Raw genomic sequence first — 20,118 nt, forward strand, 5'->3', positions numbered from 1 at the left:
GTCAGCCGACCTTGCCCAGCAGCAGGTATTCCATCAGCGCCTTCTGCGCGTGCATGCGGTTCTCGGCTTCGTCCCACACCACGGACTGAGGGCCGTCGATCACGTCGGCTTCGACTTCTTCGCCGCGGTGGGCGGGAAGGCAGTGCATGAAGAGCGCATCGGGCTTGGCCACCCGCATCATGTCGGCGTCGACGCACCAGTCGGCGAAGGCCTTGCGGCGCGCCTCGTTCTCGGCCTCGTAGCCCATGCTGGTCCACACGTCGGTGGTCACCAGGTCGGCGCCTCGGCAAGCGTCCATCGGGTCCTTGAAGACCTTGTAGCTCTGGCTGCTGCGAATGCCGGCGATGGCCTGGTCCACCTCATAGCCCGAAGGCGTGCTCAGGTGCACCGTGAAGCCCAGCAGGTCGGCGGCTTGCAGCCAGGTGTTGGCCATGTTGTTGCCGTCGCCGACCCACGCCACGACCTTGCCCTTCAGGTACGCCGGATCGGGCAAGCCGTCGGCGTTGGCGCCGCGGTGCTCCAGCAGCGTGAACAGGTCGGCCAGGATCTGGCACGGGTGGAACTCGTTGGTCAGGCCGTTGATCACCGGCACGCGCGAGTGCTGCGCGAAGCGCTCGATCTTGTCCTGGCCGAAGGTGCGGATCATCACCAGGTCGACCATGCGGCTGATCACCTTGGCGCTGTCCTCGATCGGCTCGGCGCGGCCCAGCTGGCTGTCGCCGGTGGTGAGGTGCACCACGCTGCCGCCCATCTGGTACATGCCGGCCTCGAAGCTCACGCGAGTGCGCGTCGAGGCCTTCTCGAAGATCATCGCCAGCGTGCGGTCGGCCAGCGGGTGGTACTTCTCGTAGGCCTTGAACTTCTTCTTGATGATGGCCGCGCGCTGGAACAACCAGGCATATTCGTCGGCCGAGAGGTCGCTGAACTGGAGGTAGTGTTTGATCGCCATAAGCAGGCTATTGTGCGAGGAAGTCTTTGACCAGCGGTACCAGCATAGTCACCACCTCGTCGGCCTCGGCCTGCGTCATGATGAGCGGGGGCAGTAGCCGGATCACGTTGTCGGCGGTGACGCTGATCAACAGGCCCGCCTCGGCGGCGCGGGGGGTGAGCACCGTGCAATTGCGGTCCAGCTCCACGCCGATCATCAAGCCCTGGCCACGGATTTCCTTCACGCCGGGCAGCCCACCGATCTCGCGCGCCAACGCTCCCTTCAGGTGCTGGCCGACATTGGCGGCGTTTTCCAGCAGGCCGTCCTCTTGCATGATCCGGATGGTTTCCACTCCGGCCCGCATCGCCAGCGGGTTGCCGCCGAAGGTCGTGCCATGGTTGCCCGGCTTGAAGATGTTGGCGGCTTTGGGGCCCGCGACCACGGCGCCCACGGGCACGCCTGAACCCAGGCCCTTGGCAAGTGGCATCACGTCGGGCACGATCCCGGCCCACTGGTGGGCGAACCACTTGCCGGTGCGGCCCATGCCGCACTGCACCTCGTCGATCATCAGCAGCCATTCGCGGTCGTCGCACAGCTTGCGCACCTGCTGCAGGTAGTCGGCCCGCATCGGGTTGATACCGCCTTCGCCCTGGATGGTTTCGAAGAACACCGCAACGACGTTCTTGTTGCCTTCGGTCGCGGCCTTCAGGGCATCGATGTCGTTGAGGGGCACGCGGATGAAGCCCTCGACCAACGGGCCGAAGCCTTCCTGCACCTTCTCGTTGCCGGTGGCGGACAGCGTGGCGATGCTGCGTCCGTGAAAAGCTTTCTCGTACACGACGATCTCGGGCCGAGCGATGCCGCGGTCATGCCCGTATTTGCGCGCCAGCTTGATCGCGCCCTCGTTGGCCTCCAGCCCGGTGCAGCAGAAGAACGCGTTGGTCATGCCCGACAGCTCCGCCAGCGTGGCGGCCAGCCGCTCCTGGTTGGGCACATGGTAGTAGTTGCAGCTGTGGATGATCTTGCTGACCTGATCATGCAGCGCGGGCACCAGCTTGGGGTGGTTGTGGCCGAGCGTATTGACGGCGATGCCGGCCAGCGCATCGAGGTACTGCTTGCCGTTGATGTCCCAGACTCGAACGCCCTGGCCGTGCGACAGCGCTATCGGCAGCCGGCCGTACGTGTTCATGGTGTGGGGCGAAGCAGCCTCGATGAATGCCATTTGGGACCTTTCAAAATGAAATTCGGCTCAACGAGTGAGCCGCTGAGGCCCGATTTTAGGCACAGAGGTTGCATGGCTTGGTTGACAATTGCGCATCACAGCGATGCGCCGTGACAGCCGACTGAAAGTTTGGCAAGTCTTATATAAGATATAATACTTGTGCACTGCAACAAGGGCTCATCCACCCGGTTCGCGGTGTCCAGAACCAACCTCCAACCGATGGTTTCGAGTACCGCCAAAGAAGTCTTCATCCTGGGGCAGACCCGCGACGGCAAGACCTTCCGTCCCAGCGATTGGGCGGAGCGGTTGGCCGGGGTGATGAGCTCGTTTCGCCCCGGCGGCGCGCAGCCCGGCAGCCACCTGAGCTATTCGCCCTGGTGCATTCCCACCCTCATCGGCAACGTGAAAGCCGTCGTGGTCAACCGCGAACTGCGCGACCACGACGTCATGGCCTGGGACTTCGTCATCAACTTCGCGCGGGACAACGATTTGCAGGTCACCGAAGCCTGCCTGATGCCGGACGCGGCCCGGAAGTAGGGCCTGTCGCCCCTCAGGGCGAGCCGGCGCGCGCCTGGGCTCTCAAGTCATCCAGGGTGCCGGACCACAGTTTGAAGAAACCGGCTTGCGCAGAGGTCTGCAGCCAGCTTTCCCACACGCTGCCCGCCACGTGCGGGCTCGCGGCCGCGACACCCTCCTGGGCGATTCCCACGCTGACGCTGCCGCCGCTCTTGCCCCGGCGCTCGGCTTGAAGTTGTTGAAACCTGGCCCGTGTTCGCAACAGCTCGGCCTGCGATTCCGGCCCCAGGCTGTAGACCAGCCAATGCCTGCCGCGTGCGGCAGGTTGCAGGCCCTTGGGCGCCGCGCCGGCGCTCAGGCGCATGGGCATCTTGCCCTCCCACGGCGCGAAGGCTCCTACCTCGCGCGGGCGGATGTCGATGTGGAGCACGGGCACGTCACCCCTCGCCGGCGCGATCCGCTCGTCGACCTGGATCGCCAGCATGATCTCCGCAGGGTTGGCCTCCAGCAAGTCGGCCTTCAGGGCCAGTATCCGCGGTACCGAGGCGAGGGGGATGCCGGAGCATGCGCCCAGCACCAGGCAGGCGATCAGGGGCAGCAGTTTTTTCATGGTGATAATTGAATTGAGATAAATAATTATTGTTTTACAGAAATTAAATGTCAATCTACAATGATTACCAAGGAGGCCATATGCCGCACTCGACCCCTCATGCCCAACGAATCCAGCGTCTCAGCGCATTCATGGCTTGGACTTGCCTCATGGCCGCGGTCGCCTTGCCGCTGGCAGTGTCGGCCTACTGGTTGCTCGCGGACACCGCTGAGCTGGCGGCGCTCGGGCATCTGCGCGCCGACGCGGTGCAAGGCCGGTTGTTGGGATGGCAACGGCTGGCCGGCGCGCTGTGCACGCTGGTGCCGGCGGGGTTGGCCTGCCTCGGCCTATGGCACGCGCACCGGTGTTTCCGCGGCTTCACGCAGGGCGAGGTGTTCACAGCCGGCGCGGTGCTGCGCCTGCGCCGTTTTGCCGCCTGCATGGGTGGCAGTGCGCTGACGGCCATCGTCGTGGGACCTGTCCTCTCGGTGCTGCTGACCTGGGGCAACGCGCCGGGCACGCGGCACCTGGCGCTGGGCGTCGGCTCGGACCATCTGTTCGCACTGCTCTTTGCCGGCATGGTGTGGTTGATGGCGGCCGTCATCGGGCAGGGCCAGGCCTTGGCCGACGAAAACGCTTCATTCGTCTGAGGCCGGGTGTGGCTATCGTTGTCCAACTCGATGTGATGCTCGCGCGCCGCAAGGTGCGGTCCAAGGAGCTGGCCGAGCACATCGGCATCACCGAGGCCAATTTGTCCCTGCTCAAGCAGGGCAAGGTCAAGGGCGTGCGCTTCGAGACGCTGGAGAAAATCTGCGTCTTCCTGGACTGCCAGCCGGGCGACCTGCTGGCGTTCGTGGCCGAGGGCCCTGGGTCACCCCCTTCGCGGACATGAAAAAACCGCCCGAAGGCGGTTTCTCACTTTGCTGGCAGCGCACCCGTTTCAAACGGCGCGGGGTTTCCCCCACGGGCTGTTTGCCTGAAGCGTCAGGCGGCGGCTTGGGCCAGGGCTTTCACCTTGGCGGCCAGGCGGCTCTTGTCGCGAGCGGCCTTGTTCTTGTGGAAGATCTGCTTGTCGGCCACGGTGTCGACGATGCTTTGCGCCTTGGCGAAAGCTTCGGCGGCCTTGGTCTTGTCGCCGGCGGCCACGGCCTTCTCGACGTTCTTGACGGCAGTGCGGTACTTGGAGCGCAGGGACGTGTTGGCTGCGTTCAGCTTGACGTCCTGGCGGGCGCGTTTACGGCCCGACGCGAGGCGCGGGTTCTTTTTCTTGGGTTTGGCTGAGGCCATGAATGTGGTTCCTTGTGTCTGAGGATGATGCCAGCAAAGCCCACCATTATATCGCGCGGCCCGGCCGCGCGCGCAGCCGCGCCTAAAGGGGCGTGAATGCCCGCTTCAGGTCGGAAAAATTCACGAGCACGCGCACCGCCTTGCCGTAGACCTCGTGGTGGTCCAGAAAGCCCCAGATCCGCGAGTCGACCGAGTTGTCGCGGTTGTCGCCCATCATCAGGTATTTCCCCTCCGGAACCTGGCACCGCCAGGCATCGGCCGCCGTCACCTGGCAAGCGCCGGGCCAGGCGCTGACCCAGGCCTGCGGCGGGATCATGGCCCCGGGCCGGTGGGCGTCGACCTTGATCGTCCGTTCCTGCCCGGCCGCGGTTTCGTGCACCAGGACCTGTCCCTTGTCCTCCGGGTAGGGTGCCGCCAAAGGCTCGCTGGCGGCGTGGAACGGTTCGCCATTGATGCTGACGACGCCCCGGCGGTAGCTGACGACATCGCCCGGCAGGCCGATCAGGCGTTTCACATACAGGACGGAGACGTCCAGCGGATAGCGGAACACGACCACGTCGCCGCGCTGCGGCTGGCCGAACTCGATCGCGGTGTTGGTGAAAGGCAACCGCGGGCCGTATGCCAACTTGTTCACCAGCAGATAGTCCCCGATCCGGATGGTCGGCTCCATCGAACCCGTGGGCACACTGGGCCAATCGGCCAGGGCCACGCGGCAACCCAGCACGAGCGCAACCACGCCGAACAGCTCGGCGCCCCAGGTGACCCATAGGGGCTTGCGTGCGGCCAGGTGCAGGCGGCGCCGCCGCGCAAGCAGCCAGCAGATGCCGGTCACGGCCGCTGCCATGCTGAGGTATTCGAGGATGCTGATGCCGATGTGGTCCATGGGGTCCATGCAAGTGGATGCAGCCGCACTATAAACTCCGCAACCACCGAGCCCTCGATGACCCTGCTCAAAGCCGCTTCCACCGTTTCCCTGCTGACCTTCGCATCGCGCATCACCGGGCTCGTGCGTGACCTGCTGATGGCGTCCGTGTTCGGCGCCACCGCGCTCACCGATGCGTTCAACGTCGCGTTCCGAATCCCCAATCTCTTTCGCAGGCTGTTCGGCGAGGGCGCCTTCAGCCAGGCCTTCGTGCCCGCGCTCGCACACTCGAAGGAGACGGACGGCGAAGAGGCCACCCGCCGGATGATCGACCACGTCGCAACAGCGCTTGCATGGGCGCTGCTGCTGACCTGCGTCATCGGCGTCGCGGCCGCGCCCATCCTGGTGTGGGCCCTGGCCAGCGGCTTGAAGCAGAGCCCAAACGGCTTCGAGGCCGCGGTGCTGATGACGCGCTGGATGTTCCCCTACATCGGCTTCATGTCGCTGGTCGCGCTGTCCGCCGGGGTGCTCAACACCTGGAAGCGATTCGCCATTCCGGCCGCGACACCGGTGCTGCTGAACCTGGCGATGATCCTGGCCGCGTGGCTTGGCGCGCCATGGTTCCAGGCTATGGGTATCGAGCCGATCTATGCGATGGCCGGGGGCGTGATGCTGGGCGGGCTGCTCCAGCTGGCCGTGCAGATCCCTGCGTTGCTCCGACTCGGCCTGCTGCCGCGGATCGGGCTGACGTGGCGCGGCCTCAAGGAGGCATGGTCAGACCCGGGGACGCGCAGAGTGGCCGGCATGATGGCGCCCGCGCTGCTCGGTGTCGGCGTGGCGCAGATATCGCTCATGATCAACACGCAGATCGCGTCCTGGCTCGGCACCGGCAACGTCACATGGCTCGACTATGCGGGCCGCCTGATGGAGTTTCCGACGGCCATGCTGGGCGTCGCGCTGGGCGTGGTGCTGATGCCCCAACTCGCGAGCGCGCGTGCCGCCGGTGAGCCGGAGCGTTACTCCGCGATGATCGACTGGGGTTTGCGCCTGGTGGTGCTGCTCGCGATCCCGAGTTCGGCGGCGCTGCTGGTCTTCAACGTGCCGCTGGTTGCCACGCTTTTCCACTACGGCGCGTTCAAGGACAGCGACGTGCTGCAGGTCGCGGCCGCGCTGTCGGGGTACGGCGTCGGCCTGCTCGGGCTGGTCGCGATCAAGATCCTTGCTCCTGGCTTTTACGCCAGCCAGGACATGCGCACGCCGGTGCGCATCGCCATCGTCGTGCTCGTTCTCACGCAGTTGCTCAACATCGCGCTGGTGCCGTGGATGCGCGGTTTCAATCTGGGCCACGCGGCCCTGGCGCTCTCGATCGGGCTCGGCGCGCTGATCAACGCCGCGTGGCTGCTCGTGGGCCTGATCCGGCGCGGCAGCTACACGCCCTCGCCCGGTTGGGGCGTGTTCGCGCTGCAGGTGTTCGCCGCGACGGCGCTGCTCACGGCCTTTCTGCTGTGGGGTGCAACGGCTTTTCCGTGGCTTGCCATGCGTGCCCATGTACTGCAGCGCGTCGGGCTGATGGCGTTGATGCTGGCTGGTTCCGCCGCTATCTACTTTGTAGCGCTCTGGGCCGCCGGGGTGAAACTGCGTCAGTTTGTCACGCGTTGAGAACGCGTGCTGAGCGGCCAGGCTTGACGCGCGCGGGCCCGTCCATTACAAAGAACTCATGCTGTTGAATCTCACCGCGCCAACGCCGCTCGAGTACTTCAGCTCGCTGGTGCAGAGCGACGATGATTTCCCCTTGCTGGAGGCCGCTGCCAGCCTGGCGCAAGACGAATACACCGAACTCGACGTGCAGCAGGTCCTGGGCGATGTCGACCAACTGCTGGCGCGGCTGAAGCGCCGGCTTCCCGCCGATGCGGCGCCCCTGCAACGGCTGCGCGCGCTCAACCAGTTCTTCTTTCGCGACCTGAGCTTCGGCGGCAACGTCAACGACTACTGCGACCCGGACAACAGCTACCTCAACGTCGTCCTGCGCACGCGCCGCGGCATCCAGATCTCGCTCGCCGTACTGTGGATCGAGCTGGCCCAGGGGCTGGGACTGCATGCACGCGGGGTCTGTTTTCCCGGCCACTTCATGGTGAAGGTCAACCTGCCCAAGGGACAGGTCGTGATCGACCCGTTCACCGGCCAGTCGCTCTCGCGCGAAGAGCTGGCGGAAAGGCTCGAGCCCTACAAGCGCCGCAGCGGACTGGTCGACGAGTTCGAGGTGCCGCTGGGTCTGTACCTGCAGGCGGCGCCGGCGCGCGACATCATCGCGCGAATGCTGCGCAACCTGAAGGAGATCCATCAGGCGCAGGAAGACTGGCAGCGCCTGATCGCCGTCCAGGACCGCCTGGTGATCCTGCTGCCCGACGCTTGGGGCGAGTACCGCGATCGTGGCCTGGCGCATGCCGAGCAGGGCCATACTTCGTTGGCGGTGGTCGACCTGGAAACCTATCTGGTGCATGCCCAGGACGCGCTGGACATCGACGCTATCGCGGATCGTGTGGCTGATCTGCGAAGAGCCAAAAACTAGGTTCTTCTTCGAGTTTCGCGGGGTTCGGTGTTTTGCCGCGAGGTCTCAGAGCGCAACTTCCCGGAACCACTGGGAACGTCTTCCGAAAAAAGAAACAGACCTAAAACTGCAACTCAACCCGCCCGATCCCATCCAACTGCGCCTGAACATGCGCACCCTCGGGCGCAAACAGCATCCCGGTGCAGGAACCAGTAGTGATGACCTGGCCCGCACGCAGCGGCTGGCCGCGTTGAACGCAATGCCATGCGAGCCATCCCACGAGCCGCCAGATGTCGGCGGCAGGATTCGCGCCGCGCGTGCTGGCGACCGGCTGGCCATCGAAGGCGAGGTACGCTTGCACGGTGCGCAAGTCCAGCGCATCGATGTCGGTGCCCGATGGGTCGCCGAGAATCAGCGCACCGTGGCTTTGGAGGTCTGCGAGTTGCGCGAGCGGCGCGCTGTCGCGCCAGTCGGCCAGCCGCGTCTCGACGACTTCGATGGCGGGCAGCACGGCTTCGACGGCGGCGCGCACTGTGGCGGCATCGGGTTCGCCCGAGGCGGGGACGAGGTCCTTGCCGAGGCGCAGAGCCACTTCCACTTCGATGCCGCGCATGTTCCACGGCGGTCCCAATAGCGCCGTGCCTGAGGGCTTGATGCCCAACGCCGGGAGGGGCGCGCAACTCGGTTCCGCTGTGGGGCCCTTCGCGCCGACCTTCCAGCCGCCGACGGCGCCCAGCTCGGCGAGCGTCGTGTCTTGCACCGCGAACGCGCCCACGCGGTCTGGTGGCAATGCATCGGCGTACGGAACCGCCGCCGACCCCTTGTGGGCGGCGGCCAAGTGCCTGCCAACAGCCGCTGCGTCGAAGAAAGAAGTGTTCGTGTTCATGACACGGCCATCGTAGCCACAGCCCCTGGCGGCCAGTGGGCGTGCCAGGGAAAAGCCTGCTCGTACTGAAGGGCAAGCGCCAGCAGCGCGGCGTCGGCGCCGGGACGTGCTACCAGCTGAAAGCCTGTCGGCAACACGTTCGCAAAGCCGCAAGGCAGGGCGATCGCCGGCAGGCCCGCCGCGTTGGCGAAGGCCGTGAACACGGCGTGGCCGCGCGGCCCGACGGCCGTCCCGCCGATCTCGGACGGATGGCTTTGTTGCGCGGGCCAGGGCAGGGCGGCCGTGGCGGGCGTGAGGATGAAGTCGCAGTGCGAGAACACTTCGTCCATGCGTTTGCGCAGAACGTGAATGGCGGCGAAGGCCGCGAACAATGCCGTGGCGTTGGCGGTGCCGCCTTGCGCGGCGTTGGCTTGCGCGGATGGGCCGCACAGCGAAAGGTCAGCAGCTTGCCCCGCCGGCAAGCGCAGTTCCGGGAAGCGCGCCGCGTCGCGCAGCATCCATGCCAGCCCGGCGCTCGAGAGCACGGGCCACACCTCGTTGATCTCTTCGGCCCACTCGGCGGGCGGCGCTTCCTCGATCGCGTGGCCCAGCGACGCCAGTTGCCGCGCTGCTTCGGCCACCCGCTGCGCGATGCCAGGCTCCACAGGATTGCTGCCAAACCGCGGAACGTAGAGAATGCGCGCCGGCCGCGCAGATGCATGGGCCAAAGCGCGTTCGGCCAGCACGCCCGCGAGACTTTGCACGTCGCTCACGTGACGGCCGAGCATGCCCGGCACCTCGTACTCCAGAAAGATTTCCGGCAGGCCGCCGCCGCGCGCGATCAGCCCGGCCGAGGGCTTGAACCCCACGAGCCCCGTGTGCGACGCGGGGCGGCGCGTCGAACCTCCGCCATCGGTGACCAATGCGAGGGGGCCGCAACCGCAGGCGACGGCGGCTGCAGCGCCACCGGACGAACCACCGGGCGTCAACGACAGATCCCACGGGTTGCGCGTCGGGCCGTGCAGCAGGTTGTCGGTGATGCCCTGCAGCGCGAACTCGGGGAGGTTCGTCTTGCCGAAGATCACCGCACCGGCCGCGCGCAACCGTGAGACCGGAAGCTCGTCGCTGCCTGCAATGAAATCGCGCAGGAGCCGGCTGCCCCAGGTCGTCGGCATTCCGGCAGCGTGCAAGTTGTCCTTCAAGCTGATGGGCACACCGTCGAGCGGGCCGAGCGGTGCGCCGCGTGCCCAGCGTTCACGGCTGGCCAGTGCGGCGATCCGCCCGCGTTCCGCATCGAGATGGACGAACGCGTTGACCGCACTCTGGCACGCGGCTGCGCGGGTCAGGCAGGCGTTGAGCACCTCGACGGGATCGAACGCGCCGCTGCGATAACCTTCCGCCAGCGCAGTGGCGCCGAGCCGCCAAAGCTCTGTCATGTCAATCCATCTTGGCGCCGGACTTCTTCACCGCGTCGGCCCAGCGCGGCATCTCCGCGGCCAGGAACTTCGCGAAGTCTTCGCTGCCCAGGAACGCCGGGTCGGCTCCTTGCGCCACCATGCGGCTGCGGATGTCGGGCGTGGCCATCACCTGCTTGAACGCATCGCTGAGTTTGGCCGTGACGTCTTTCGGCAATCCGGCGGGCGCGAGGAAGCCGTAGAAGCCCACCACCTCGAAGCCCTTGATGCCGCTTTCGATCACCGTGGGCGTGTCGGGCAACGCGGGGTTGCGCTCCTTGCTGGTCACGGCCAGTGCCTTGACCTTGCCTTGCTTGTGGTAGTTGGCGGCCTGGGGGATGGACTCGGCCATGAACTGCACCTGCCCGCCCATCAGGTCGGTGAAGGCAGGCGCGCTGCCACGGTACGGGATGTGGACCATGAAGAGGCCCGTGGACGTCTTGAACATCTCGGGAACCAGGTGGCTGATGCCGCCGTTGCCGGCCGATCCGTAGTTGACCTGGCCCGGCCGCGTACGCGTGTAGTCGACGAACTCCTTGAGCGTGTTCACGGGCAGCTTGGGGTTGACCAGCAACGCCAGCGGCTGCATCGCGGTGCGCGCGATCGGCGTGAAATCACGCAGGGTCTGGTAGGGCAGCTTGGTGTAGAGCCCGGGGTTGATGACCATGACGCCGGTGTTCGCCAGCATCAGCGTGTAGCCGTCGGGCGCGGCCTTCATCACATCTTGCGCACCCACCGTGCCGCCGGCGCCGGACTTGTAGTCGATGATGACTGGCTGCCCCAGCACGGCCTGCAAGCGGTCGCCGAGCAGGCGGGCGTGCTGGTCGAGTGGGCCTCCCGCGGGAAAGCCGATCACCAGGCGGATGGGCTTTTCGGGGAAGGCGGCAAACGCCGTGGTGGTGCTGGCGCTGATGAGCAGCGCCGCCAGGGCGCGGCGGGTCAATTTCATGTGTGTCTCCGGCAGAGGAGCACACATGATATCGGGGCACTGTTCAGCCGCGCAGCTTGGCGTCCAGCGTGATTTCAGGCACCGCCGCCAGCGCCTTCGACACCGGGCAGTTCTTCTTGGAGCTTTCGGCCAGCTCGTCGAATTTCACCTGGTCCAGGCCGGGCACGGTTGCTTCCATGGTCAGTGCGATGCGGTCGATCTTGAAGCCTTCGCCGTCCTTGGCCAGCCGCACGGTGGCGGTGGTGTCGATGGAGCCGACCGTGATGCCGGCCTTCTCGCAGGACACGGCGAAGAACATGGTGAAGCAGGCGGCATGCGCCGCGCCGAGGATCTCTTCGGGATTGGTGCCCTTGCGGTCGTCGGCGAAGCGGCTGGCCACACCGTACGGATAGTCCTTCAGGGCGCCGGTCTCGGTGCTGACCTGGCCCTTGCCGGTCTTGCCCGGGCCTTCCCAATGGATGCTGGCCTTCTTCTCGATCATGATGGTCTCCTTTTGACGACGGGGGGGGTGCGCACGAGTCTTGCGCAAGGCGCATTGCCGCGTCTGTAGGACGGCGCCTCGCGTCGCCAAGGTGACGGCTTTGGGGCCATCCCTGATGCGATGCGCAAGGACGCCCGCTACTCTGGCCACAGAGGAGTCTTCATGCAGCGTCCGCATCACAAGTTCTGGCCCAAGCGCCTTCCGCACAGCCTTCGACCTCCCGCCACCTCGCTCTGGGACAACCTCGCGATCAGCGCCCAGCGCTATCCGGACAAGGCCGCGCTGGTTTTCTTCGGCCAGGTCCTCACCTACAAGGATGTGCAGCAGCAGGCCGAGCGGCTGGCCGCGCGCCTGTACACGCTGGGCGTGCGCCAAGGCGACCGCGTCATGCTGGACATGCAGAACTGCCCGCAGCTGGTCATCGCGCACTTCGCCATCCTGCGCGCCAACGCGGTGGTGGTGCCGGTCAATCCCATGAACCGTGCCGAGGAGCTCAAGCACTACATCACCGACCCGGACGCGAAGGTCGCGATCACCACGGCGGACCTGGCCGCGGAAATCGCAAGGGCCAACAACGCGCTGCCGGAAGGCCAGCGGCTGGCGCACATGATCGTCACCCACTTCACGGATGCATTCGACGTGCAGGGGCCGGGCGCGCAGGACATGCCCGCCGCGTGGCGCGATTGGCTGCTCGCGAAGCATCCGCTTCCCGCGCTCGAGGGCGGCGAGACGATCGGCTGGCAGGCGGCGCTGGACACCATGGCCGCCGCGCCGGAACTGCTGGTAGGCCCCGGCGACCTGGCCATCCTGCCCTACACCAGCGGTACGACGGGCCTGCCCAAGGGCTGCATGCACCTGCACGCCAGCATCATGCACAACGCCGTGTCCAGCAGCGTGTGGGGCAACGCGACAGCCGAGAACGTGACGCTGCTGGTCGTGCCGATGTTCCACATCACCGGCATGGTCAGCGTCATGCACGCCAGCATCTACGCCAGCGCGACGCTGGTCGTGATGCCTCGCTGGGACCGCGACCTGGCGGGGCGACTGATCTCGCAATGGAAGGTCACCGCGTGGACGAACATTCCCACGATGGTGATCGACTTGCTGGGCAGCCCGAGCTTCGACCAGTTCGACCTGTCGAGCCTGGTGCACATCGGCGGCGGCGGCGCGGCCATGCCGCAGGCCGTCGCGCAGCGGCTGTTGGAACAGTTCGGTTTGCGCTACGTCGAGGGTTACGGACTGACCGAAACCGCCGCACCCTCGCACAGCAACCCACCGGACGATCCCAAGCAGCAATGCCTGGGCATTCCCTTCATGAGCTGCGACGCCCGGGTGATCGACCCTGAAACGTTGCACGAGGTGACCACCGGCGAGCAGGGCGAGATCATCGTCCACGGCCCCATGGTGTTCGACGGGTACTGGAAGCGGCCCGATGCCACCGCAGGCGTCTTCATCGAGTTTGCCGGCAAGCGCTTCTTTCGCACCGGCGACCTGGGCTACGTCGACGCCGACGGCTACTTCTTCCTCACCGACCGCTTGAAGCGCATGATCAACGCGTCGGGCTTCAAAGTCTGGCCCGCTGAAGTGGAAGCGTTGATGTTTCGTCACCCCGCGATTCAGGAGGCCTGCATCATCTCGGCCCGCGACAGCTACCGCGGTGAGACCGTGAAGGCCGTGGTGGTGCTGCGGGCCAGCCACAAGGGCCAGGTCAGCGAACAGGACATCATCGATTGGTGCCGTGCCAACATGGCGGTGTACAAGGTGCCACGCATCGTCCAGTTCGCCGACGCGCTGCCCAAGAGCGGCAGCGGCAAGGTGATGTGGCGCACCCTGCAGGAGGCCGAGGCGCGCACCGATTGAATCCAATCCGCGGCGGGCGTAGACTGCAAGCCCAACAAGAACTCGCACGAAAGTCCCCATGAGCAGTGTCCCCCTGGCCAGCACCGATTGGCAAGAGAAGATCGCTCCCGACGAGGACCAGCGCTACGCCGAATACGCGAAGCAGTTCGCGCAGATCCAGCAGCGCAAGTCAGCGCGCTGGGGCGCCGGCCGCACCCTGCACCGCAAGCAGCTCACGGCGGCGCACGGCACCCTGGAAGTACTGGACGGCCTGCCCGTTTTCGCGCGGCACGGGCTCTTCGCAGTACCGCACGACTATGACGTCTGGGTGCGGCTGTCCAACGGCGGGCTGGACCGCGCGAACGACCAAACCCCCGACATACGCGGCTTTGCCCTGCGGGTGCTCGGCGTGCAGGGCGAATCTGCGCTTGGCAACGGGCCTGCGCGCAGCCAGGACTTCACCTTGATCAACCAGGAAGCATTCGCGTTCCGCGGCTCCGACGAGTTCGTCGCTTTCGTTGTCGCCGCGTCGCGTGGCACCGGCGAGCTGTTCAAGCACGCCTTCAAGCGCTATGGCCTGCTGGGCGGGCCGCGCCTGCTCGGCAAGATGATCAAGCTGGCCGGCAAGCCCTTCAGCGGCTTCGCGACCGAGCCGTTGTTCAGCGCGGTGCCGATGGCCAATGGCCCCTATGCGGTGCGCGTGCGCCTGTTGCCCGCGGCGTCCAACGGCAAGGCGCAAGCCGGCGCCAGCGTCGACTGGGATGCCGATTTCTCCAGCCGGCTCGCGCGCGGGCCGCTGCACTGGGACTTGCAGCTCCAATTTTTCGCGACCGAACAAGCCACGCCGATCGAGGACGCATCCGTCAACTGGACCACGCCGTACACGACCGTGGCGCGCCTCATGCTGCCCAAGCAGGACACACACAGTGCAGGCGGCAAGGAACTCGCCGACAAGGTCGAGGCCTGCGTCATCGACCCATGGCAGGCGCTAAGCGAGCATCGCCCCCTGGGCGACGTGCAGCGCGCCCGCAAGGTCGTCTACTTCGAAAGCCAGAAGGGGCGCGGCGCGGCTTGAGCCCGCCTGTGGCGCGCGGCCACGGCTGCCTTACGATGGACGACCTTGCGAAGGAGCGTCCTTGAAGATCAAGACCGTCGAGCCATTCGTCCTGCACGTGCCGGTCACCGGCTCGCAGATCGCCGACAGCACGCACACCATCACGCACTGGGGCGTGGTGGGCGCGCGCATCGAAACCGAAGATGGGCTTGCGGGCTACGGGTTCACCGGCACGCATGCCCACCTTGCGGGCGACCAGCTGATCACCCGTTGCATCGCGACGTGCCACGCGCCCTTGCTGATCGGTGAAGACGCGGGCGACGTGCAGCGCCTGTGGCTGAAGCTCGCGCGCAACCCTGCTCTGCAGTGGATCGGGCGGGCCGGCATCACGACGCTGTCGCATGCCGCAATCGACATCGCGCTGTGGGACCTGAAAGCCAAGCAGGCGGGTGTGCCGCTGTGGAAGTTGCTGGGCGGCCAGGTGCGCGAGAAAGTGCGCGCGTACAACACCGACATCGGCTGGCTCAGCATCGCCGACGACAAGCTGGTGGCCGGTGCGCTGCGCGCCGTGGCCGAAGGTTTCACCGGGATCAAGATCAAGATCGGCAGCACGGTGGAGCGCGACCTGCGGCGGCTGGAGGCGGTTCGAAACGCCGTCGGTCCCGACATCACGCTGGCCGTCGACGGCAACGGCAAATGGGACTTGCCCACCTGCCTTCGATTCTGCCGCGCCGCCGAAGCCTTCGACGTCTACTGGTTCGAGGAGCCGCTCTGGTACGACGACGTCAAGGGCCACGCGGAGCTGGCGCGTGCCACGCGCATCCCCGTGGCGTTGGGCGAGCAGTTGTACACGCACGATGCCTTCGCCGAATTCTTTCACCAGCGTGCCATCCATTGGGTGCAACCGGACGTCACCCGCATGGCCGGCATCACGGAGGTATGGCGCGTCTGCGAAACGGCTCATGCGTACCGCCTTCCCGTCGCGCCGCACGCGGGCGACATGAGTCAGGTCCACGTGCACCTGAGCTACGCGCATCCTGCCTGTGCAGTTCTTGAATACATCCCGTGGATCAAGGACTGCTTCACCGAACCAGTCGAGGTGGTGGAAGGCAGCTTCCGCCTGCCGCAGCAACCCGGTGCGGGCACGACACCCACGCCTGAGGCCTGGGAACGCTTCCGCCAGCCGGCGCAGTGACGCGGCATGGCTCCACGCCGCCGGGGTAAGCGCGCTGGCGCGGCGCCCGCAGTTGCGCTATGTTGGAGCCCCCTTTTCCTGGTCGGAGACAATCATGCGCAAGCTCGTTTCCCTGCTGGCTTTCGGCATCCTGGCCGCCGTGTGCGGCACCGCCTTGGCCCATAACTGCCCGAATGAAATGAAGGCCATCGACGCCAAGCTCGCTGCCAAGCCGACGCTCTCCAAGGAGAACGCCGACAAGGTGGCGAAGTTGCGTGCCCAGGGCGAGGCCGAGCACGCGGCCGGCAAGCACACCGAGTCGATGAAATCGCTGGGCGAAGCGAAGAAGCTACTCGGGATCTGAGATCGCCGCGCCGCGCTGCGTGAGCAACTCGCGCAGCACGGAGCGGTGGCAGCGGCTCTCGTCCTCGCAATAGCAGCCCAGCGAGAACGACGATTGGTGCGACAGGGCCGCCAGCAGGTCCAGCACATGGCTGGCATCGGGCTGCTTCATCTCGGCGTGGAATTTGCGCCGGAAGGCGGCCCATTCCTTTTCGTCCTGCGCCGCCTGGCCCTGCGCCATGAGATCGGCGCTGGGCGCCAGGTTGGGAAGCCACGTGTCGTAAAAGTCGCGCTTGCCGAATTCGGCCTTGGGCACGCCGCGCGGCGGACGCCGAACCGTACCCAGGCGCAAGCCTTCTCCCGCAGTGCGGGGCGTTCCGAGTCGGACGATGCGGATGGTCATGGATCGTTCTCCTTGCAGCCGAGAGCGTAAACCGGATCAGCGCTCTTACAAGGGTGCCCGAGCCGAGATGTCGCTCACCACGCGGGCGTAGCGCTGCTTGCTCCAATAGGCCGACGCCCAATCGATCAGCACGACGAGGCGGTTGCGAAAGCCGATCAGGAAGTAGATGTGGGCGAACAGCCAGAACAGCCAGGCGAAATAGCCGCTGAACTTGAAGTGGCCCGCCAGCGCCGCGAGGTCCACGACCGCCGCATTGCGGCCTATGGTGGCCAGGTTGCCGTAGTCGCGGTAGCGGAAGGCTTCCGATGACTTGCCTGCCAGCCGCCGCAGGATGTTGGCGGCAGCGGTCCGGCCCATCTGCTTGGCCGCGGGCGAAACACCGGGTACGGCTTGCGGCTCGCGTCCCGGAGCAAAGCTACGCGCCGCCGCCAAGTCTCCGATGACGCTGATCTCGGGATGGCCCGGCAAGGTGAGGTCGGCGTCCACGGCGATGCGGCCGACGCGGTCGGTGGTGGCGTTGGTGGTCTGGGCCAGCTGCCGGCCCAAAGGCGATGCCGCAACGCCGGCGGCCCAGATCACGCAGCGGCTGTTGAGCGTCAGCGGTTTCGCCGCGCCGCCCGCGCCCTGCTGGACTTCCACCGTGGCTGCGTCGATGGCCACCACGCGCGAATCCAGGTGCACTTCGACGCCGAGTTTTTCCAGCTGCTCCTTGGCGCGCTGGCTCAGGTCTTCGGGCATGGCCTGCAACACGCGTGAGCCGCCTTCGAGCAGCAGGATGCGCGCGCTCGCCGGGTCGATGCGGCGGAACTCCCCGGGCAGGGTATGGCGCGCGATCTCGGCCAGCGTGCCGGCCATCTCCACGCCGGTGGGACCGCCGCCGATGACGACGAACGTCAGCCATGCCGCGCGCAAGGCCGGGTCCGCTTCCTTCTCCGCCGCTTCGAAGGCCACGAGGATGCGCCGGCGGATCTCGAAGGCGTCCTGCAGCGTCTTCAGGCCCGGCGCGTGGGGCGCCCAGTCGTCGCGGCCGAAGTAACTGTGGGTGGCACCCGCCGCGACGATCAGGTGGTCGTACGGCAGTGCATGCCCTTCTGCCAGCATCACCTTTCGGCCCTCTGTGTCGATGGAATCGACCTCGCCCAGCAACGTGGTCACGTTGGACTGCTTGCGAAACAGGTGCCGCACCGGCGCGGCGATGGCGGGGGCCGACAGGCCCGCTGTGGCCACCTGGTAGAGCAGCGGTTGGAACAGGTGGTGGTTGGTCTTGTCGACGAGGGTGATGTCGACGTCGGCATTGGATAGCGCCCTGGCGGCCTCCAGCCCTCCGAAGCCGCAGCCGATGATGACGATCCGGGGTTTCTTGTTGTCGGTCGAAGTCATGATCCCGATTATGCGAGGAGGCACAATGACAAATCCAAAAGGAGCCGATATGTTCCCCACCTCCATCGCAGGCAGCCTGCCCAAGCCCGCCTGGCTGGCCGAAACGAAGAAGCTCTGGCCGCAGTGGAGGGCGCAAGGCGATGAGCTGCGCCAGGCCAAGGCCGACGCCACGCTGCTGTGGATCAAGGCACAGGAAGACGCGGGCCTGGACATCGTCACCGACGGCGAACAGTCGCGCCAGCACTTTGTGCACGGCTTCCTCGAGCAGGTCGACGGCATCGACTTCGAGCACAAGGTCAAGATGGGCATCCGCGACAACCGCTACGACGCGATGGTGCCGCAGGTGGTCGCGCCGCTGAAGCTCAAGGGCCGCGTCCACGCGTTCGAGGCGCAGCTGGCGCGTGCGCACACGAAGCGCAAGCTCAAGTTCACGCTGCCGGGGCCGATGACCATCATCGACACCGTGGCCGACCAGTTCTATGGCGACAAGGTCAAGATGGCCTTCGCTTTCGCCGAGTTGCTGAACCAGGAGGCGCTGGCGCTGCAAGCCGACGGGGTGGACATCATCCAGTTCGATGAGCCGGCGTTCAATGCCTACATGAAGGACGCGGCCGATTGGGGCGTGAAGGCGCTCGAACGGGCGGCGCAGGGCCTCACCTGCACGACGGCTGTCCACATCTGCTACGGCTACGGCATCCAGGCCAACGTGGACTGGAAGAAGTCGCTGGGCGAGGAGTGGCGGCAGTACGAGCAGATCTTCCCCGCGCTGGCGGCGAGCTCGATCAAGCAGGTGAGCCTGGAGTGCTACCACTCGCATGTGCCGCCCGATCTGATGAAGCTGCTGGATGGCAAGGACGTGATGGTGGGCGTGATCGACGTCGCCAGCGACGAGATTGAAACGCCGGAACAGGTCGCCGAGACCATCGGCCGGGCACTGCAGTTCGTGCCGAAGCAGCGGCTCTTCCCGTGCACCAACTGCGGCCTGGCCCCGATGGACCGCGATGTTGCGATGAAGAAGTTGCAGGCGCTGGCGCAGGGCGCCGAGCTGGCTCGCCGGAGGCACGCCTGATGGCCCGATTGAACCGTTCCGCGTTGGCGCGGTTGCGCGCGACGCTTCAATCGCACATCGACAGGCAGCGCATCCCCGGCGCCATCGCCGTGGTCGCGCTGGGCGGGCACGTGGAGCTGTTCGAGGCGCTCGGCCGGCAAGACCCGCAGACGGGCGCGCCGATGAAGGACGATGCGATCTTCCGCATCTACTCCATGACGAAGCCGATCGTCTCGCTGGCCACACTCATCTTGGCGGAAGAGGGCGGCTTGCAGTTGGCCGACCCGGTGTCGAAGTACCTGCCCGAGTTTGCCAACCAGCAGGTGGCGGTGGAAGAGGGTGGCGCCGTCCGCCTGCAGCCGTCGCGGCGTGACGCCACGGTGCATGACCTGCTGCGGCACACGGCGGGCCTCACGTACGAGTTTCTCGGCAGCAACGCCGTGCAGCGGCAGTACGAGGCCGCCGACATCACGAACCGCTCACGCACCAGCGCCGAGTTCTGCAAGGTCCTCGCGGCGATGCCGTTGGCCGACCAGCCAGGCACGTGCTGGCAGTACAGCCGCGCGACCGACGTGCTCGGCGCCCTGATCGAGGTGGCGGCGGGCCAGCCGTTGGGCGCCTTGTTGCAGCAGCGCGTTCTGGGGCCGCTGGGCATGAAGGACACCGCTTTCGCCGTGCCGCAGGACCAATGGCATCGCACTGCGGAACCTTTCGCCAACGACCCGGACTCGGGCGACGCCGTGGTGATGATGGACGGCCGCGAAGTGCCGAAGTTCGAATCGGGCGGTGGCGGGCTGCTGTCCACCGCGGCCGACTACACGCGCTTCCTGCAGTTGATGCGCAACGGCGGCTCGCTCGAAGGCACGCGGATGGTGTCGCGCAAGACCATCGAGTGGATGACCGCCGATCATTTGGGCGCGATCCCCGCCAACGGCGACCTGTTGCTGCCCGGCTATGGCTTCGGCCTGGGTTTTTCCGTACGCACGCATGCGGGCTTGGCCCCACAGCCCGGGTCGGTCGGCCAGTACTTCTGGAGCGGCATCGGCGGCACCTCCTTTTTCGTCGATCCGGCGGAAGACCTTTTCGCCATGCTCCTCACGCAGGCGCCGAACCAGCGCATCTTCTTTCGCAACCTGTTCCGCCACCTGGTCTACGCGGCGGTGGACTGATGGTCCGT

General features: G+C 66.4%; 22 protein-coding genes. 11 read left to right on the plus strand and 11 right to left on the minus strand.

Annotated elements, in window-relative coordinates:
* Nucleotide 1: 1 nt before the first annotated feature.
* Together argF and EEB15_RS21420 are read right to left on the minus strand one after the other, a co-directional pair.
* Nucleotides 2-949: an ornithine carbamoyltransferase gene (gene argF / locus EEB15_RS21415; RefSeq protein WP_141511948.1), complete on the minus strand. Its 948-nt coding sequence runs from the start codon at nucleotides 947-949 to the stop codon at nucleotides 2-4.
* Nucleotides 950-956: 7 nt separating this feature from the next.
* Nucleotides 957-2,150, minus strand: a complete 1,194-nt coding sequence (locus EEB15_RS21420) for an aspartate aminotransferase family protein (RefSeq protein ID WP_141511949.1) — start codon at nucleotides 2,148-2,150, stop codon at nucleotides 957-959.
* 219 nt (nucleotides 2,151-2,369) lie between these two features.
* Between EEB15_RS21420 and EEB15_RS21425 the strand changes: the two genes are divergently transcribed.
* Nucleotides 2,370-2,687, plus strand: a complete 318-nt coding sequence (locus EEB15_RS21425; protein ID WP_141511951.1) for a DUF3579 domain-containing protein — start codon at nucleotides 2,370-2,372, stop codon at nucleotides 2,685-2,687.
* A 13-nt stretch (nucleotides 2,688-2,700) separates the two neighbouring features.
* Here the strand turns inward: EEB15_RS21425 and EEB15_RS21430 are convergent, their stop codons facing one another.
* Nucleotides 2,701-3,276 (minus strand): hypothetical protein, encoded by a 576-nt coding sequence (locus EEB15_RS21430; protein ID WP_141511952.1) that lies wholly within the window; start codon nucleotides 3,274-3,276, stop codon nucleotides 2,701-2,703.
* A 149-nt stretch (nucleotides 3,277-3,425) separates the two neighbouring features.
* On the opposite strand from EEB15_RS21430, the gene EEB15_RS21435 reads away from it, so the two are divergent.
* On the plus strand, nucleotides 3,426-3,905 hold the full coding sequence (locus EEB15_RS21435) for a DUF2975 domain-containing protein (protein ID WP_158290186.1): 480 nt from the start codon (nucleotides 3,426-3,428) through the stop codon (nucleotides 3,903-3,905).
* An 8-nt stretch (nucleotides 3,906-3,913) separates the two neighbouring features.
* A complete protein-coding gene (locus EEB15_RS21440) occupies nucleotides 3,914-4,147 on the plus strand; it encodes a helix-turn-helix transcriptional regulator (RefSeq protein WP_141511955.1) in 234 nt (77 codons plus the stop codon).
* Between the two features lie 92 nt (nucleotides 4,148-4,239).
* On the opposite strand, the gene rpsT is transcribed toward EEB15_RS21440, so the two are convergent.
* Together rpsT and lepB are read right to left on the minus strand one after the other, a co-directional pair.
* Nucleotides 4,240-4,542 (minus strand): 30S ribosomal protein S20, encoded by a 303-nt coding sequence (gene rpsT, locus EEB15_RS21445; RefSeq protein ID WP_141511956.1) that lies wholly within the window; start codon nucleotides 4,540-4,542, stop codon nucleotides 4,240-4,242.
* An 82-nt stretch (nucleotides 4,543-4,624) separates the two neighbouring features.
* On the minus strand, nucleotides 4,625-5,434 hold the full coding sequence (lepB, locus tag EEB15_RS21450) for a signal peptidase I (RefSeq protein ID WP_141511958.1): 810 nt from the start codon (nucleotides 5,432-5,434) through the stop codon (nucleotides 4,625-4,627).
* A 48-nt stretch (nucleotides 5,435-5,482) separates the two neighbouring features.
* Here lepB and murJ point away from each other — a divergent pair, with 48 nt between their 5' ends.
* Both murJ and EEB15_RS21460 read left to right on the plus strand, forming a co-directional pair.
* Nucleotides 5,483-7,063: a murein biosynthesis integral membrane protein MurJ gene (murJ, locus tag EEB15_RS21455; protein ID WP_141511959.1), complete on the plus strand. Its 1,581-nt coding sequence runs from the start codon at nucleotides 5,483-5,485 to the stop codon at nucleotides 7,061-7,063.
* A 58-nt stretch (nucleotides 7,064-7,121) separates the two neighbouring features.
* Complete coding sequence (locus EEB15_RS21460; protein ID WP_141511960.1) at nucleotides 7,122-7,973, plus strand: SirB1 family protein; 852 nt, start codon at nucleotides 7,122-7,124, stop codon at nucleotides 7,971-7,973.
* A 100-nt stretch (nucleotides 7,974-8,073) separates the two neighbouring features.
* Here EEB15_RS21460 and EEB15_RS21465 read toward each other — a convergent pair whose 3' ends face one another.
* The 4 genes from EEB15_RS21465 to EEB15_RS21480 are packed head-to-tail and all read right to left on the minus strand — an operon-like array spanning nucleotide 8,074 to nucleotide 11,701.
* Nucleotides 8,074-8,838: a 2-keto-4-pentenoate hydratase gene (locus EEB15_RS21465; protein ID WP_141511962.1), complete on the minus strand. Its 765-nt coding sequence runs from the start codon at nucleotides 8,836-8,838 to the stop codon at nucleotides 8,074-8,076.
* Nucleotides 8,835-10,253: an amidase gene (locus EEB15_RS21470; RefSeq protein ID WP_141511963.1), complete on the minus strand. Its 1,419-nt coding sequence runs from the start codon at nucleotides 10,251-10,253 to the stop codon at nucleotides 8,835-8,837. The genes EEB15_RS21465 and EEB15_RS21470 overlap by 4 nt, the downstream gene beginning before the upstream one ends.
* A gap of 1 nt (nucleotide 10,254) precedes the next feature.
* Nucleotides 10,255-11,220 (minus strand): tripartite tricarboxylate transporter substrate binding protein, encoded by a 966-nt coding sequence (locus EEB15_RS21475; protein WP_141511964.1) that lies wholly within the window; start codon nucleotides 11,218-11,220, stop codon nucleotides 10,255-10,257.
* Between the two features lie 43 nt (nucleotides 11,221-11,263).
* Nucleotides 11,264-11,701: an OsmC family protein gene (locus tag EEB15_RS21480; RefSeq protein ID WP_141511965.1), complete on the minus strand. Its 438-nt coding sequence runs from the start codon at nucleotides 11,699-11,701 to the stop codon at nucleotides 11,264-11,266.
* A 162-nt stretch (nucleotides 11,702-11,863) separates the two neighbouring features.
* Between EEB15_RS21480 and EEB15_RS21485 the strand changes: the two genes are divergently transcribed.
* The 4 genes from EEB15_RS21485 to EEB15_RS21500 all read left to right on the plus strand — a co-directional run bounded on the left by EEB15_RS21485 (nucleotide 11,864) and on the right by EEB15_RS21500 (nucleotide 16,132).
* The gene (locus EEB15_RS21485) at nucleotides 11,864-13,561 is read left to right on the plus strand and encodes a long-chain fatty acid--CoA ligase (RefSeq protein ID WP_141511966.1); all 1,698 of its coding nucleotides are present in this window, start codon (nucleotides 11,864-11,866) and stop codon (nucleotides 13,559-13,561) included.
* Nucleotides 13,562-13,619: 58 nt separating this feature from the next.
* Nucleotides 13,620-14,615, plus strand: coding sequence for a catalase (locus EEB15_RS21490; protein WP_141511967.1), 996 nt, complete (start codon nucleotides 13,620-13,622; stop codon nucleotides 14,613-14,615).
* 61 nt (nucleotides 14,616-14,676) lie between these two features.
* Entirely contained in the window at nucleotides 14,677-15,789 is a 1,113-nt protein-coding gene (locus EEB15_RS21495) for a mandelate racemase/muconate lactonizing enzyme family protein (RefSeq protein WP_141511969.1), read from the plus strand.
* Nucleotides 15,790-15,883: 94 nt separating this feature from the next.
* Nucleotides 15,884-16,132 carry a hypothetical protein gene (locus EEB15_RS21500; protein WP_141511970.1) on the plus strand — a complete coding sequence of 83 codons (249 nt, stop codon included), beginning with the start codon at nucleotides 15,884-15,886 and terminating at the stop codon, nucleotides 16,130-16,132.
* Here EEB15_RS21500 and EEB15_RS21505 read toward each other — a convergent pair.
* Both EEB15_RS21505 and EEB15_RS21510 read right to left on the minus strand, forming a co-directional pair.
* Nucleotides 16,118-16,513: a DUF488 domain-containing protein gene (locus EEB15_RS21505; protein WP_141511971.1), complete on the minus strand. Its 396-nt coding sequence runs from the start codon at nucleotides 16,511-16,513 to the stop codon at nucleotides 16,118-16,120. The two genes, EEB15_RS21500 and EEB15_RS21505, sit on opposite strands and share 15 nt — an antisense overlap.
* Nucleotides 16,514-16,558: 45 nt before the next feature.
* Nucleotides 16,559-17,893, minus strand: a complete 1,335-nt coding sequence (locus tag EEB15_RS21510) for an NAD(P)/FAD-dependent oxidoreductase (RefSeq protein ID WP_199236593.1) — start codon at nucleotides 17,891-17,893, stop codon at nucleotides 16,559-16,561.
* 49 nt (nucleotides 17,894-17,942) lie between these two features.
* Between EEB15_RS21510 and EEB15_RS21515 the strand changes: the two genes are divergently transcribed.
* Nucleotides 17,943-18,962, plus strand: coding sequence for a methionine synthase (locus EEB15_RS21515; RefSeq protein WP_141511973.1), 1,020 nt, complete (start codon nucleotides 17,943-17,945; stop codon nucleotides 18,960-18,962).
* Nucleotides 18,962-20,110, plus strand: a complete 1,149-nt coding sequence (locus tag EEB15_RS21520; RefSeq protein WP_141511974.1) for a serine hydrolase — start codon at nucleotides 18,962-18,964, stop codon at nucleotides 20,108-20,110. The genes EEB15_RS21515 and EEB15_RS21520 overlap by 1 nt, the downstream gene beginning before the upstream one ends.
* Nucleotides 20,111-20,118: the final 8 nt, after the last annotated feature.

The organism is Ramlibacter sp. WS9 (assembly GCF_003797765.1).
Classification (GTDB): Bacteria; Pseudomonadota; Gammaproteobacteria; order Burkholderiales; family Burkholderiaceae_C; genus Ramlibacter.

What these genes read in the sequence shown, in the direction of transcription:
- argF (WP_141511948.1), bottom strand. Translation starts at nt 949, where the DNA reads ATGGCGATCAAACACTACCTCCAGTTCAGCGACCTCTCGGCCGACGAA.
- EEB15_RS21420 (WP_141511949.1), bottom strand. Translation starts at nt 2,150, where the DNA reads ATGGCATTCATCGAGGCTGCTTCGCCCCACACCATGAACACGTACGGC.
- EEB15_RS21425 (WP_141511951.1), top strand. Translation starts at nt 2,370, where the DNA reads ATGGTTTCGAGTACCGCCAAAGAAGTCTTCATCCTGGGGCAGACCCGC.
- EEB15_RS21430 (WP_141511952.1), bottom strand. Translation starts at nt 3,276, where the DNA reads ATGAAAAAACTGCTGCCCCTGATCGCCTGCCTGGTGCTGGGCGCATGC.
- EEB15_RS21435 (WP_158290186.1), top strand. Translation starts at nt 3,426, where the DNA reads ATGGCCGCGGTCGCCTTGCCGCTGGCAGTGTCGGCCTACTGGTTGCTC.
- rpsT (WP_141511956.1), bottom strand. Translation starts at nt 4,542, where the DNA reads ATGGCCTCAGCCAAACCCAAGAAAAAGAACCCGCGCCTCGCGTCGGGC.
- lepB (WP_141511958.1), bottom strand. Translation starts at nt 5,434, where the DNA reads ATGGACCCCATGGACCACATCGGCATCAGCATCCTCGAATACCTCAGC.
- murJ (WP_141511959.1), top strand. Translation starts at nt 5,483, where the DNA reads ATGACCCTGCTCAAAGCCGCTTCCACCGTTTCCCTGCTGACCTTCGCA.
- EEB15_RS21460 (WP_141511960.1), top strand. Translation starts at nt 7,122, where the DNA reads ATGCTGTTGAATCTCACCGCGCCAACGCCGCTCGAGTACTTCAGCTCG.
- EEB15_RS21465 (WP_141511962.1), bottom strand. Translation starts at nt 8,838, where the DNA reads ATGAACACGAACACTTCTTTCTTCGACGCAGCGGCTGTTGGCAGGCAC.
- EEB15_RS21470 (WP_141511963.1), bottom strand. Translation starts at nt 10,253, where the DNA reads ATGACAGAGCTTTGGCGGCTCGGCGCCACTGCGCTGGCGGAAGGTTAT.
- EEB15_RS21475 (WP_141511964.1), bottom strand. Translation starts at nt 11,220, where the DNA reads ATGAAATTGACCCGCCGCGCCCTGGCGGCGCTGCTCATCAGCGCCAGC.
- EEB15_RS21480 (WP_141511965.1), bottom strand. Translation starts at nt 11,701, where the DNA reads ATGATCGAGAAGAAGGCCAGCATCCATTGGGAAGGCCCGGGCAAGACC.
- EEB15_RS21485 (WP_141511966.1), top strand. Translation starts at nt 11,864, where the DNA reads ATGCAGCGTCCGCATCACAAGTTCTGGCCCAAGCGCCTTCCGCACAGC.
- EEB15_RS21490 (WP_141511967.1), top strand. Translation starts at nt 13,620, where the DNA reads ATGAGCAGTGTCCCCCTGGCCAGCACCGATTGGCAAGAGAAGATCGCT.
- EEB15_RS21500 (WP_141511970.1), top strand. Translation starts at nt 15,884, where the DNA reads ATGCGCAAGCTCGTTTCCCTGCTGGCTTTCGGCATCCTGGCCGCCGTG.
- EEB15_RS21505 (WP_141511971.1), bottom strand. Translation starts at nt 16,513, where the DNA reads ATGACCATCCGCATCGTCCGACTCGGAACGCCCCGCACTGCGGGAGAA.
- EEB15_RS21510 (WP_199236593.1), bottom strand. Translation starts at nt 17,893, where the DNA reads ATGACTTCGACCGACAACAAGAAACCCCGGATCGTCATCATCGGCTGC.
- EEB15_RS21515 (WP_141511973.1), top strand. Translation starts at nt 17,943, where the DNA reads ATGTTCCCCACCTCCATCGCAGGCAGCCTGCCCAAGCCCGCCTGGCTG.
- EEB15_RS21520 (WP_141511974.1), top strand. Translation starts at nt 18,962, where the DNA reads ATGGCCCGATTGAACCGTTCCGCGTTGGCGCGGTTGCGCGCGACGCTT.